12 protein-coding genes are annotated in these 12,428 nt (G+C 71.9%); 11 read left to right on the plus strand and 1 reads right to left on the minus strand.

Features of this window, described 5'->3' with window-relative positions; all coding sequences use genetic code 11:
- Positions 1 to 41 precede the first annotated feature (41 nt).
- The 11 genes from AB0D74_RS36370 to AB0D74_RS36420 all read left to right on the plus strand — a co-directional run bounded on the left by AB0D74_RS36370 (position 42) and on the right by AB0D74_RS36420 (position 11,372).
- Positions 42 to 1,232 (plus strand): FAD-dependent oxidoreductase, encoded by a 1,191-nt coding sequence (locus AB0D74_RS36370; protein WP_362596441.1) that lies wholly within the window; start codon positions 42 to 44, stop codon positions 1,230 to 1,232.
- An 18-nt stretch (positions 1,233 to 1,250) separates the two neighbouring features.
- Positions 1,251 to 1,445, plus strand: coding sequence for a ferredoxin (locus AB0D74_RS36375; RefSeq protein WP_266423071.1), 195 nt, complete (start codon positions 1,251 to 1,253; stop codon positions 1,443 to 1,445).
- 50 nt (positions 1,446 to 1,495) lie between these two features.
- Positions 1,496 to 2,734 (plus strand): cytochrome P450, encoded by a 1,239-nt coding sequence (locus AB0D74_RS36380; protein ID WP_362596444.1) that lies wholly within the window; start codon positions 1,496 to 1,498, stop codon positions 2,732 to 2,734.
- A 104-nt stretch (positions 2,735 to 2,838) separates the two neighbouring features.
- Positions 2,839 to 3,783 carry an SDR family NAD(P)-dependent oxidoreductase gene (locus AB0D74_RS36385; protein ID WP_362596446.1) on the plus strand — a complete coding sequence of 315 codons (945 nt, stop codon included), beginning with the start codon at positions 2,839 to 2,841 and terminating at the stop codon, positions 3,781 to 3,783.
- Between the two features lie 366 nt (positions 3,784 to 4,149).
- Positions 4,150 to 5,613: an MFS transporter gene (locus tag AB0D74_RS36390; protein WP_362596448.1), complete on the plus strand. Its 1,464-nt coding sequence runs from the start codon at positions 4,150 to 4,152 to the stop codon at positions 5,611 to 5,613.
- A 173-nt stretch (positions 5,614 to 5,786) separates the two neighbouring features.
- A complete protein-coding gene (locus AB0D74_RS36395; protein WP_362596450.1) occupies positions 5,787 to 6,194 on the plus strand; it encodes a hypothetical protein in 408 nt (135 codons plus the stop codon).
- 87 nt (positions 6,195 to 6,281) lie between these two features.
- Complete coding sequence (locus tag AB0D74_RS36400) at positions 6,282 to 7,106, plus strand: SDR family oxidoreductase (protein WP_362596452.1); 825 nt, start codon at positions 6,282 to 6,284, stop codon at positions 7,104 to 7,106.
- Positions 7,107 to 7,316: 210 nt separating this feature from the next.
- A complete protein-coding gene (locus tag AB0D74_RS36405; RefSeq protein ID WP_362596454.1) occupies positions 7,317 to 8,897 on the plus strand; it encodes a methylmalonyl-CoA mutase family protein in 1,581 nt (526 codons plus the stop codon).
- The gene (locus tag AB0D74_RS36410; protein ID WP_355727732.1) at positions 8,897 to 9,289 is read left to right on the plus strand and encodes a cobalamin B12-binding domain-containing protein; all 393 of its coding nucleotides are present in this window, start codon (positions 8,897 to 8,899) and stop codon (positions 9,287 to 9,289) included. The genes AB0D74_RS36405 and AB0D74_RS36410 overlap by 1 nt, the downstream gene beginning before the upstream one ends.
- A gap of 74 nt (positions 9,290 to 9,363) precedes the next feature.
- Positions 9,364 to 10,320, plus strand: coding sequence for a TIGR03564 family F420-dependent LLM class oxidoreductase (locus AB0D74_RS36415; protein WP_362596457.1), 957 nt, complete (start codon positions 9,364 to 9,366; stop codon positions 10,318 to 10,320).
- A complete protein-coding gene (locus AB0D74_RS36420) occupies positions 10,317 to 11,372 on the plus strand; it encodes a CoA transferase (protein WP_362596459.1) in 1,056 nt (351 codons plus the stop codon). Before AB0D74_RS36415 ends, AB0D74_RS36420 begins: the two co-directional genes overlap by 4 nt.
- Here AB0D74_RS36420 and AB0D74_RS36425 read toward each other — a convergent pair.
- Positions 11,349 to 12,350 carry a ferredoxin--NADP reductase gene (locus AB0D74_RS36425; protein ID WP_362596461.1) on the minus strand — a complete coding sequence of 334 codons (1,002 nt, stop codon included), beginning with the start codon at positions 12,348 to 12,350 and terminating at the stop codon, positions 11,349 to 11,351. The two genes, AB0D74_RS36420 and AB0D74_RS36425, sit on opposite strands and share 24 nt — an antisense overlap.
- Between the last annotated feature and the right edge of the window lie 78 nt (positions 12,351 to 12,428).

The raw sequence follows: 12,428 nt of genomic DNA on the forward strand, positions 1-12,428 counted from the left end.
GACGACATCACCAGGGGGAACACGGCCGGCGAGGTGCTCGCATGACGGCCCCCGGCCGCGTGCTGGTGGTGGGGGCCTCCGCGTCCGGACTGACCACCGCGGAGGCGCTGCGGCGCAAGGGGTACACCGGCGCCCTCACGGTGCTCGGCGACGAGCCGCACACGCCGTACGACCGCCCCCCGCTGTCCAAGCAGGTACTCGCCGGAGAGTGGGAACCCGAACGGGCGGCGCTGCGCACCGAGGACGTCCTGTCCGCGCTGGACGCCGAGTTCCTGCTCGGCGACCCGGCCGTCGCACTGGACCCGGCGACCCGCACCGTGCGCACGGAGTCCGGCCGCGAGCTGTCCGCCGACGCCGTGGTGATCGCCACCGGCGTACGCGCACGGCGGCTGCCCGGCCAGGACGCGCTCGCCGGGGTGCACGTGCTGCGCACCCTCGACGACGCCCTGGCCCTGCGCAAGGACCTGCTCGCGGGCCGGCGCCTCGTGGTCGTCGGCGAAGGCGTCCTCGGCTCCGAGATCGCGGCCACCGCGTGCAAGCTCGGCCTGGACGTCACCCTGACCGGCCCCCTCGACGCGCCCATGGCGCTCCAGGTGGGCCCGCTGGTCTCCGGCGTCCTCGCCGACCTGCACACCGAGCGCGGCGTCCGGCTGCGCCTGGGCAACGGCGTCACCGGGCTCACCGACGACGGCGCGGGCCGGGTGGCGGGCGTCCGGCTCGGCAGCGGCGAGACGCTGCCGGCCGACGTGGTGGTCGTCGCGATCGGCGCCGTCCCGGCCACGGACTGGCTCGCCGACAGCGGGCTGCGGCTGGACAACGGCGTGCTCTGCGACACCCGCTGCCGGGCCGCGGACGGCGTCTACGCCGTCGGCGACGTGGCCCGCTGGCACCACGAGCGGCTCGGCCGCCAGGTCCGCCTGGAGAACCGCACGAACGCCACCGAACAGGCCATGGCGGTGGCCGCGGCGATCCTCGGCGACGACCGGCCGTACGCGCCGGTCCCGTACTTCTGGACGGACCAGTTCGACGCCAAGCTCCAGGTGCACGGCTTCCTGCCGCCCGAGGCCGAAGTGGACGTCGTTGAGGGCGATCTGATGGCCCGTCGCTTCGTCGCCCGCTACCGGCTGGACGGCGTCGTCACCGGCGTCCTCGGCTGGAACATGCCCAAGCAGGCCCGGATGCGCCGACAGGAGATCGTCGACGCCTTCCGTACCCCCACCCCCACCCCCTGAACGAGCTGGAGAGATCCCATGAAGGTTGTCGTCGACGAGGAGAAGTGCGTCGCGGCCGGACAGTGCGTGGCCGCCGCCATGGACGTGTTCGACCAGCGCGAGGACGACGGCATCGTCGTCGTGCTCAACGAGAACCCGCCCGCGGAACTGGCCGACGAGGTCCGCAACGCGGCTGCGGTCTGCCCGGCGCTCGCCATCCGCATCGAGGAATAGCCCCGCCCGGGCTCGCTCCTTCCCCCCACCCCATCACCGTAGGAGAACTCATGGCCGAGGCAGAGGTCCGAACCGCCCCCGACGAGCAGGTCTACCACTACCAGGACGACCGGGACGCGAAGTGCCCCTTCGCCCCGCCGCCCGGGCTGCGCGCCCTGAACGAGACGGGCCCGGTGAGCCGGGGCCGGATCTGGGACGGCAGCACTCCCTGGCTCGTCACGGGCCACGCCGCACAGCGCGCCATCCTGTCCGACCCCCGGGTCAGCTCGGACGACAAGCAGGCCGGCTTCCCCTACCCGAACCGGGCCATGGCGGAGACCGCGCACCTGCACCCGCTCACCATCTTCAACGCGGACGGCGCCGACCACACCCGGATCCGCCGCATGATGACCCGGCCCTTCACCCGCCCCCGGATGGAGGCGCTGCGCCCGGAGATCCAGCGGATCACCGACGACCTCATCGACAAGATGCTGGCCGGCCCCAAGCCCGTGGACCTGGTGCACGCGCTGTCGCTCCCGCTGCCCTCGCTGATGATCTGCGCGCTGCTCGGAGTGCCGTACGACGACCACGAGTTCTTCCACGAGCATGCGTCCTTCGCCACCCGCAGCGACAAGACCACCGAGGAGCAGAACCAGGCCAACGAGGCGCTCGGCGGCTACCTGGCGGCGCTGCTCCAGACGAAGATGGAGAAGCCGGGCGAGGACGTGCTCTCGGACTTCGCCGCGCGCATCAAGGACGGCGACCTCACCCTCCCCGAGGCCACCCTGCTCGCCATGATCCTGCTGATCGCCGGTCACGAGACCAGCGCGACCATGATCACGGTGGGCACGGCGCTGCTCATGGACAACCCCGAACAGCTGGCCAGGCTGCGCCAGATCGAGGACACCAAGGACGCGGCGCCCGCCGTCGAGGAGATCCTGCGCTATCTGACCGTCGCCCAGTTCGGCCAGCGCCGGATCGCCGCCGAGGACTTCGAGTTCGAGGGCGCCGAGATCAGCGCCGGGGACGGCATAGTCGTCCCGCTGCCTGCGGGCAACTGGGACCCGCAGGCGTTCCCCGACCCGGAGAAGCTCGATCTCACCCGGGACTCGCGCCACCACCACGCCTTCGGCTGGGGCATCCACCAGTGCCTCGGCCAGCAGCTCGCCCGGATCGAACTCCAGGTCGTCTACGGCACGTTGTACCGGCGCATCCCGACCCTGCGCCTCGCCGTCGACCGGGACGACCTCGTCTTCCGGCCGTCCGACGCGCTCGCCTTCGGCATCAGCGAGCTGCCGGTCACCTGGTAGCCGGAGCGGCTTCAAGGCCTCGCACCAACCGCCGGTTCCGGCCCGCCCGGACGGGACCGGCGTTCCGTATCCCGCACCCAACCGCCGCACAACAGGAGTCAGGCATGAGCAAGTTGAGCTTCGAAGGACGCGTCGCCGTGGTCACCGGCGCGGGTCGTGGCATCGGCCGGGCCCATGCCCGTCTCCTGGCGGCGCGCGGGGCGAAGGTCGTCGTCAACGACCTGGGCGGCTCCATGGAGGGCGACGGCTCGGACGCCGGTCCCGCGCAGAAGGTCGTGGACGAGATCGCCGCGGCGGGCGGCGAGGCCGTCGCGGACACCCACGACGTCTCCACGCCGGCCGGCGGCCAGGCCATCGTGGACACCGCGATCGAGCACTTCGGCCGCATCGACATCCTGGTCAACAACGCCGGGATCATCCGGTACGCGGGCTTGCCCGACATCGACGCGGAGAACCTTGAGCGCCACCTCGCCGTGCACCTCGTCGGCTCGTTCAACACGATGCGCGCCGCCTGGCCGCACTTCGTGGACCAGCGCTACGGCCGGGTCGTCCTGACCACCTCCAGCGGCATGTTCGGCATGGACAACAACCTGTCGTACGCCGCCGCCAAGGCCGGCACCGTCGGCATGGCCCGCAGCGCGAAGCTGGCGGGGGAGCCGCACAACATCAAGGTCAACCTGATCGCGCCGGCCGCCATGACCCGGATGGGCGGCGGCCCCGAGGAGGAGCCCGCCGAGGCCGCCCCGGGCATGCCGTACATGCCGTCCGACGCCGTCGCGCCCATGGTCGCCTACCTCGCGCACGAGAGCTGCCCGGTCAACGGCGAGATCTACACCGCCGGGGCGGGCCGCTTCGCGCGCGTTTTCCTCGCCTCCACGGAGGGCTATGCCCACGAGGGCGGCCCGGCCTCGATCGAGGACGTGGCCGCGAACTGGGAGGCCATCAACGACGAGAAGGGGTACTACGTCCCCACCGACCTGATGGCCTGGACCGGGTCCTTCCTCAAGCACCAGCTCGGACAGCTCGGGACGGGGGCCGCGTCGTCCTGACCCGTACGGCCAGGATCTGACGCCCTGTTCTCTCTGTCTTCCTGTCTTCCTGTCTTCCCTGTGTTCTTTCGATGCCGCGCGAATTGTTCCATTCGCGCGGCATTTTTCTGTTGGTGGGGAAGTGGCCGTGCTCGTCGGAAATTATCCTGTCCGAAGGATTGATTGTACCGACCGTTAGGTCTACGTTACGTGCGAAGCCGGGCCCGCTCCGCATCCCGGTCTTCGTACGGGCCGACGAGCTACGTCGGCGTTCCGGATCGGCCGGCTCATCCCTGTGCCCGACCGATCTCCCCTCCGGCAAGGCGCTTCAGGCCGTGTCTGTCCGCGGCGGCTTCCCGCGCCCCCGACCGTCCACGGAAGGCCCCCATGTCCCAGACGCAGACCGTTCCGCCACAGGCGGACGACAGATCCCGCTCCACCACACGCAACGTGCTCGTCGTCGTCGCGCTGTTGTGGACGGTCCAGCTCGTGTCGCTCGTCGCCGCGCTGTCCGGCATCGCCCAGGCCGACGTCGCGATCCACTTCCAGACCACCCAGATCGCCTGGTTCACCCTGATGACCCTGCTGACCGGCACCTTCTTCCTGCCGTTCATGGTCAAGGGCGCCGCCCTGTTCGGAAAGAAGCGCGTCCTGCTCGTCGCCACCGGGCTCGGGTTCGCCGGCGACCTGCTCGCCGCCGTCGCCACCGACTACCGCACCCTGCTCATCGGGCGCGGTCTCGCCGGTGTCTACGCGGCCACGATGCCCATCGGGTACGCCATCACCCGCGACATCTTCCCGCGCCGCTGGGTCGGCATCGCCAGCGGCATCCTCGCCGGCGGCGTCGGCCTGGTCGCCTTCGGCGGACCGTTCCTGGCCGGCTGGCTGCTCGACGACTACGGCTTCCGCGGCGTGCTGTGGTTCATGGCCGTCAGCACCGCGGTGAGCTTCGCGATGGTCGCCCTCTTCGTCCCGGAGAGCCCGGTCCGGCAGAGCGCGGGCCGCATGGACTGGACCGGCGGACTCCTCCTCGGCGCCGGGGTCACCGGACTCGTGTACGCGGTGGGCGAGGGGGCCGACTGGGGCTGGGGCAGCGGGAAGTTCATCGGCTTCGTCGCGGGCGCGGTGGTCGTGCTGATCGCCTTCCTGCTCGTCGAGCGCCGGGTGGCCGAGCCGCTGTTCCCGCCGGCCATGACCCGGCGCCGGCCCGTGTGGACCGTGCTGCTGGCCACGTCCGTGGCGGCGGGCTCGCTCAGCGCCGTCGGCGTGGTCATCCAGCTGCTCGTGCTGATGCCGAACATCCCGCACGTCTCCGAGGGCCTCGGCTGGTCCGGTACCCACAACGCCATCGTCACCAGCCCGATCAGCGCGATGATCATCGTCGGGGCCGTGGGCACCGGCTGGATCGCCCGCCGTGTGGACGCCCGGATCCTGCTGGCCATCGGCTCGGTGTGCACGGTCATCGGCTACGGCATCGGCACCCACCTGCACCACAGCGGCCCCCAGATCGTGGCCTGGGGCGTGCTCGCGGGCCTCGGCACCGGCATGGTCGTCGCCGTCGTCCCCATCATGATCATCGAGGTGGTCTCGCCCGCCGAACAGGCCCTCGCCAACGGCGCCCAGACCCTCGCCCAGGGCGTCGCCCAGATCATCGTCTCCCAGCTGGCCTTCGTGGTCATGGCCCAGCACGGGGTGGTCCTCAAGGGCACGCAGTTCTACCTCGACCAGGGCTTCACCAACGGTCTCTGGCTCGTCGTCGGATGCTGTGCCCTCGGGACGGTGCTGGTCGCGCTCGTACCGCGGAGCAGGCGGCTCGGCGAGGCCGAGACCCCGGTCCCGCAGACGGTCTGACGTACGCACCCACGGGGTGGAGCGGGCTACACCCGGGATCCGGGAGCCCGCTCCATCGTCGCGTCGGGCGGGGGACGGGATCGTGGTCGGCAGAGTTCGAGAGCACCTGGCTCTCGTGCCGAGGAATTCCGCCGGTGGCCGCGAGCGCGCCGCCGTCAGAAGGGACCGACCCCATGGCCGTCGACCGACGCCGCCGTTTCACCGTCCTCGCCACCACCGCAGCCGCCGTCGCCCTGACCGCCGCCCTCGCCACCGGATGCGACCCCGACGACTCGCTGGACTGCCTCACCAACGCCGACTCGATCGCGGACAGCATCACCGCCATCAACAAGGCCGGCGCCGGCGCGATCCAGGACCCGACGCGGACCGAGGAGTCCATCACCGTCATCGAGAAGAACCTGGACAAGATCAACGACAAGACGGACGACAACGCCGACCACGGCAAGGTCGACAAGGCGGTCGACGACCTCAACAAGGCGATCAAGGACTACAACAAGGCGATCCTGAACGGCGACACCCATCCCGACTCCAGCAGGATCGACGCCGCGGCCGACCGGCTCAAGAGCGTGTGCACCTCCTGACGCGGTCTCCGGGCCCCGCCGGAGCCCGGAAGCCGCCACCCGAGAGACACTCGTCCTGTGACGAGTGTCTCTAGTGAGGAGTGGCGCATGACCACGGTAGGTATTGCCACCGGTGCCGGTCGCGGGACGGGGCAGGCATGCGCGAGCCGCCTGGCCGACATGGTGGACGTGCTGTTGCTCGTCGACCGTGACGAGGCCGCCGTGGCCGCGTTCGCGAAGGACCTGTCGGGCCACGGCGGGCGGGCCGTCGCCGAACCGTTCGCGGGCGACACCGCCGACCGCGACGACATGGCCCGGCTGGCCGCGCGGGCCGGGGAACTCGGCACGCTCCGGGCCGTCGCGCACGCCGAGGGCGTCACTCCCGAGGAGGCCGACTGGCGGGGCATGCTCCAGGCCGACTTCGTCGCGACCGCGCTGGTCGCCGAGGCGCTGCGTCCGCTGGCCGGTGCCGGAACGGCGTTCGTGTACCTGGCCTCCGTGTCCCCGCTGATCGCCCACGTCGACCCCGACCCGGCGGTCGCGGCGGTCCTCGACGACCCGTTGCAGGAGGACTTCCTCGACCGGGTCCGCGAGGCGGTGGGCCCGGCCGTCGAGGATCCCGCCTGGGCGTACCCGTGGGCCACCTACGGCGTGCACCGCTTCGTCCGCGCCGAGGCGGTGCGGCTCGGACCGGTGGGCGCCCGGGTGTGCTCGGTGTCGCCCGGCGCGATCGACACCCCGCAGACGCGGTTCGAGATGGCGCGGCACGCGTCGGTTCGGGAGCTCGTCGAGAGTACGCCGCTGGGGCGTGTCGGCCGGTGCGAGGAGGTCGCGGCCGTCGCCGCGTTCCTGCTGTCGGACGAGGCGAGCTTCGTGACGGGCGTGGATGTCGCCGTGGACGGGGGGTTGTGCGCGGCGGTGGGGGAGGAGTGAGGCCGTGCGCTCCGCGGGGGGCGTCGGGGGGCGTGGGAGGGTGCGCGGTTGCGGGCGCGTGGGGGCTGGTCGCGCCCACGCGGCGGAGCCGCACATGTCTCCGCCCCGCGCCCCTTTCGGGGCGCTTCAGCACCGCCACTTGCAGAGGGTAGGGTAATTCTCGCTCGCGGTATTGGCATTCTCTTTTTGTGCAAGTAGCGTATCCGGGCGATGGATGACTTCGTGCAGACCTCGTCCGGCATCCCGCTGAAGCCGGTCTACGGACCGGCGGACCGGGGTGCCGAGCCGCCCGTGCCGGGTGCGTTCCCGTTCACGCGCGGCAACTACGCGTCCGGGTACCGGGGGCGGCTGTGGACGCTGAGGCAGTACTCGGGGTTCGGCACCGCCGAGGAGTCGAACCGGCGTTACCACTACCTGCTGGAACAGGGCGGGACGGGCCTCTCCGTGGCGCTCGACCTGCCCACCCAGTGCGGTTACGACTCCGACGACCCGGAGGTGAGCGAGGAGGTCGGCCGGGTCGGGGTCGCCGTCGACACGCTGGCCGACGCCGAGGTGCTGTTCGAGGGCATCCCGCTGGACCGGATCAGCACCAGCTTCACCATCAACGGCACGGCGGCGATCCTGCTCGCGTTCTACGTGGCCGCCGCCGAGCGCCGGGGAGTCCCCCGGGCGAAGCTCACCGGCACCATCCAGAACGACATTCTCAAGGAGTACGCCTCCCGCGGCACCTGGATCTGGCCGCCCGAGCCGTCGCTCAGGCTGATCGCCGACACCATCGAGTTCTGCGCCGCCGAGGTGCCGAGGTTCAACGCGATCTCCGTGGCCGGGGCGCACTTCCGGGACGCGGGCGCCAACGCCGTGCAGGAGATGGCGTTCACGCTCGCGGACGGGGTGACGTACTGCGACACCGTGCTGGAGCGCGGGCGGATGACGATCGACCAGTTCGCCCCGCAAGTCTCCTTCTTCTTCTACACGCACGGCGATTTCTTCGAGGAGATCGCCAAGTACCGTGCCGGACGCAGGCGTTGGGCGACCATCGTGCGGGAGCGGTACGGCGCCGCGTCCGACAAGGCGGCCATGTTCCGCTTCGGCTGCGTGGCCGGCGGCGCCTCGCTGTACGCCCCGCAGGCCCGCAACAACACGGTCCGGGTCGCCTACGAGGCGCTCGCGTCCGTCCTCGGCGGGGTCCAGTCGATGTTCACCGCCGCCTGGGACGAGCCGTTCGCCCTGCCCAGCGAGGAGTCGGCGACCCTCGCCCTGCGCACCCAGCAGATCCTCGCCCACGAGACCGGCGTCGCCCGGGTCGCCGACCCGCTCGGCGGCTCCTACTTCGTCGAGGCCCTCACCGACGCCACCGAGGAGCGGATCGTCGAGATCATGGCCGATCTGGAGGCGCACGGCGGCATGGTCCGGGCCATCGAGGACGGCTATCTGCAAGGGCTCATCGCCGACGAGGCCTACCGGATCCACCAGGAGGTCGAGGCCGGCACCCGCCCGGTCGTCGGCGTCAACCGGTACGTCGACGCGGACGAACCCGCCCCGGAGATCGCCACCTACGAACTCGACGCGCGGGGCCGCGAGACCCAGCTCAAACGCCTCGCCCGCGTCCGGGCCGAACGCGACCCGGCCGACGTCCGAGCCCGGCTGGCCGCCCTCTCCCGGGCTGCCGAGGGCACCGACAACCTGATGGGCCCCCTGATCGACTGCGCCAACGCCTACTGCACGGTCGGCGAGATGGTCACGGCGCTGAAGAACGTGTGGGGCGAGTTCCGGCAACCGGTGGTGTTCTGATGGGGATCCGCGTGCTCATCGCCAAGCCCGGCCTGGACGGCCACGACCGGGGCGCCAAGATCGTGGCGCGGGCCCTGCGCGACGCGGGCTTCGAGGTCGTCTTCACCGGCATCCGGCAGCGCGTCGACGACATCGTGGCCACCGCCGTCCAGGAGGACGTGGCGATGGTCGGCCTCAGCATGCTCTCCGGCGCGCATCTGGCGCTGACGGCGAAGACGGTCGAGGCCCTGCGGGCCGCGGACGCCGGGGACATCGCGGTCGTCGTCGGCGGCACGATCCCGCCCGCGGACGTGCCGCGGCTCAAGGCCGCGGGCGCGGCGGGGGTGTTCCCCACCGGCACCCCGCTGGACGTCGTGGTCGCCGAGGTGCGCGCCCTCACGGCGTCCCCCTGAATCCCCTCTGAATCCCCTGACTTTCCCCGGCTCCTCGCAGGAGCGGGGCCCGCACCCGGACAACTGGAGGGAACGTGCGGATCGGTGTCATGATCGGGCCCGAGCGGGGCGACTCCACCCGCAAGGTGGCGCGGATGCTCACGGACGTGGAGTGGGCCGAGTCGGCGGACCTGGACACCGCCTGGATCCCGCAGATCCCCACGGACTTCGACGCGTTGACCGCCGTCGCGCTGATGGGCGCGCGCACCTCGCGGATCGAGCTGGGCACGGCCGTCGTACCGCTCCAGGCCCAGCACCCCGTTGCGCTCGCCCGCCAGGCCCTGTCCACGCAGGCGGCCACCGGCGGACGGCTCGCGCTGGGCGTGGGCCCCTCGCACCACTGGATCGTCCAGGACATGCTCGGCCTGCCCTACGAGCGCCCGGCCGGGCTCACCCGCGACTACCTCGACATCCTGGACGCGGCCCGCCGCGGCCCCGGCCCCATCGACGTCGAGAACGCCACCTACACCGTGCACAACCCGCTCGACCTCGGCCCCGTGGCACCCCTGCCGGTCCTGCTCGCTGCCCTCGGCCCGGTCATGCTGGCCCTCGCGGGCGAGCGGGCCGACGGGACCGTGCTGTGGATGGCCGACGAGCGGGCCGTCGCCGAACACGTCGTCCCCCGCATCACCAAGGCCACCGAGGCCGCCGGACGTCCGGCGCCGAGGGTCGTCGCGGGCATCCCGGTCTGCCTGTGCCGCCCCTCCGAGGTCGACGCGGCGCGGGAACGCGCGAACCGGATTCTCGGCGAGGCGGAGATCTCGCCCAACTACCAGCGACTGCTGGAGTACGGCGACGCCAAGGACGTCGGCGACCTGTGCACGGCCGGCGACGAGGCGGCCGTCGCCGCCCGGTTCCGGCGGTTCGCGGACGCGGGCGTCACCGACCTGTCCGTACGCCTGCTGCCCCTCGGCGACGGCCGCGAGGAACTGGTCGCCTCCAAACGCCGTACCCGGGAGATGATCGCCGGTCTCGCGGCGGAGTTCCGGTGAACCCCGGACCGCTGGCCGGGCTGCGGATCCTGGAGGTCGGCCACATCCTCGCGGGTCCCTTCGCCACCATGCTGCTCGCCGACCTCGGCGCCGAGGTCACCAAGATCGAGCCGCCCGGCGGCGACCTCTCCCGGCAGGTCGGCGACGCCTACTTCGCCAGCATCAACCGCAACAAGCGCAGCATCCGCCTCGACCTCACGACCGGGCAAGGGCAGGCCAGGCTCGGCGAGTTGGCCGCCGACGCGGACGCACTGCTGGTGAACCTCAAGCCGTCGGTGATCCGGCGCCTGGGTCTCACCTACGACGCTCTGCGCCGCTTCAACGAACGGATCGTCTGCGTGGCCGTGACCGGCTACGGGCTGGACGCGGGCGACGATCCGGCCTTCGACTACGTCATCCAGGCCGCGACCGGCGTCGCCGCGCTCACGGGGGACCCCGACGGTCCGCCGACCCTGCCCGGCTACTCCTCCGCCGACAACTCGGCCGCCCTGACCGCCGCGTTGGGGCTGCTCGCGCAGATCGTGTCCGGGCGCGGCGGCCAAGTGGAGGTCGCCCTGCGGGACGTGATGCTCGCCCAGCTCAACTACCGCGCCGCCGCCTACCTCAACGACGGCGTCGAACCCCGCCGCATGCCCCACGGTGCCCACTCCTACTACGTACCGGCCCAGCTCTTCCCCACGGGCGACGGGTACCTGGCGCTGTTCGTCACGCACGACGGCTTCTGGCGGGCCTTCGCCGCCGAGGCCGGGATCGACGGCTTCCCGACGATGGCCGAGCGGGCCGCCCGCCGCGACGAGGTCCTCGCCGCCGTCACCCGGGCCCTGGCCGCCGACACGGCCAAGGGCTGGGAGGCGCGCCTGCGCCCGCTCGGCGTCCCGGCGGCAGCCGTGCGCACCCTGCCCGAGGCATTGGACGCCACCCCGGAGATGATCGTGCGGGCGGGCGGCTTCCGGCTGGTCGGCAGCCCGGTCCGGGTCGCCGGATACCAGCCCGAGTTCCGGCCGCCGCCCCGCCTCGGCGAACACGGCTCACTCGTAGTGGACGGTGACTGACCCCTCGTCCGGCACGCCCTGACAGGTGAGCACGTATCCCTCGGCGACCTCCTCCTCGGTGAGGACGTCGTTCACCCGCATCGTCACGCTGCCCTCCGTCACCCTGGCCATGCAGGTGGCGCAGTTGCCCGCCTCGCAGGAGAACGGCGGGGTGAGACCGGCCCGGCGGGCGCTCTGCAGGAGGGTCTCGTTCGGGTGCTTGGGCACCGAGACGCGGGCGCCGCCCAGCAGGACGGTGACGGTCCCGGTGTCCTCCGGCGCCTTGGTGCCGTTGACCGCGGGTACGGCCGCACCGCCGCCGAAACGCTCGCTGAAGACCCGCCCCGGACCGGGCAGCGCCGCCTCCACCAGCTCCATGAAGGGCTCCGGCCCGCACACGTACGCGTCCGCGTCGGTGTCCGCCCCGACGAACTCCCGTATGCCGTCAGGGTCCAGGAACCCACGCTCGGCATCGAGGTGCCGTACGACCGTCAGCCTCCCCGGGTACCGGGCGGACAGCTCCTCCAGCACCGAGCGGAAGATCGCCGCGTCCCGGTCGCGGTCGGCGCAGAGCAGCCGGACGCTCCGCCCGGTGCCGGCGAGGGTGCTCTTGGCCAGGGAGAGGATCGGGGTGACACCGCTGCCGCCGCTGAAGCCGAGAAGCGGTGTCCCGGCCGGGCGCAGGCAGAACTTGCCGCGGGGCTCGGTCAGTTCGAGCTCGTCGCCCTCACTGACGCGGTCGAGGAGCCAGTTGGAGACCCTGCCTCCCGGGACGCGCTTGACCGTCGTCGTCAGCTCGGCGTCGGACTCCGGAGCGCTCGACATCGAGTACGAACGCAGCAGGTCCCGCCCGTCGACCCGGACCCGGAACACGCAGAACTGCCCGGCCAGATAGGTGAACGGGCCGTCGTGCGGGTCCAGCACGAAGGTCCGGGCGTCGGCGGTCTCCTGGACGATCTTGACGACGGTCGCACGCCGGAACAGGGCCGGGCTCGCCATGGACGCCCTCCTCAAGCTCTGGTATCAAGGTTCTGTCCCAATGAGAATACTATTCTCACCTGATGAAGGGGACCCTCT

This window comes from Streptomyces sp. NPDC048278, from assembly GCF_040652195.1.
Classification (GTDB): domain Bacteria; phylum Actinomycetota; class Actinomycetes; order Streptomycetales; family Streptomycetaceae; genus Streptomyces.

Bases quoted from the DNA above. Each gene is read 5' to 3' on its own strand.
- AB0D74_RS36370 (WP_362596441.1), top strand. From the start codon at position 42: ATGACGGCCCCCGGCCGCGTGCTGGTGGTGGGGGCCTCCGCGTCCGGA.
- AB0D74_RS36375 (WP_266423071.1), top strand. From the start codon at position 1,251: ATGAAGGTTGTCGTCGACGAGGAGAAGTGCGTCGCGGCCGGACAGTGC.
- AB0D74_RS36380 (WP_362596444.1), top strand. From the start codon at position 1,496: ATGGCCGAGGCAGAGGTCCGAACCGCCCCCGACGAGCAGGTCTACCAC.
- AB0D74_RS36385 (WP_362596446.1), top strand. From the start codon at position 2,839: ATGAGCAAGTTGAGCTTCGAAGGACGCGTCGCCGTGGTCACCGGCGCG.
- AB0D74_RS36390 (WP_362596448.1), top strand. From the start codon at position 4,150: ATGTCCCAGACGCAGACCGTTCCGCCACAGGCGGACGACAGATCCCGC.
- AB0D74_RS36395 (WP_362596450.1), top strand. From the start codon at position 5,787: ATGGCCGTCGACCGACGCCGCCGTTTCACCGTCCTCGCCACCACCGCA.
- AB0D74_RS36400 (WP_362596452.1), top strand. From the start codon at position 6,282: ATGACCACGGTAGGTATTGCCACCGGTGCCGGTCGCGGGACGGGGCAG.
- AB0D74_RS36405 (WP_362596454.1), top strand. From the start codon at position 7,317: ATGGATGACTTCGTGCAGACCTCGTCCGGCATCCCGCTGAAGCCGGTC.
- AB0D74_RS36410 (WP_355727732.1), top strand. From the start codon at position 8,897: ATGGGGATCCGCGTGCTCATCGCCAAGCCCGGCCTGGACGGCCACGAC.
- AB0D74_RS36425 (WP_362596461.1), bottom strand. From the start codon at position 12,350: ATGGCGAGCCCGGCCCTGTTCCGGCGTGCGACCGTCGTCAAGATCGTC.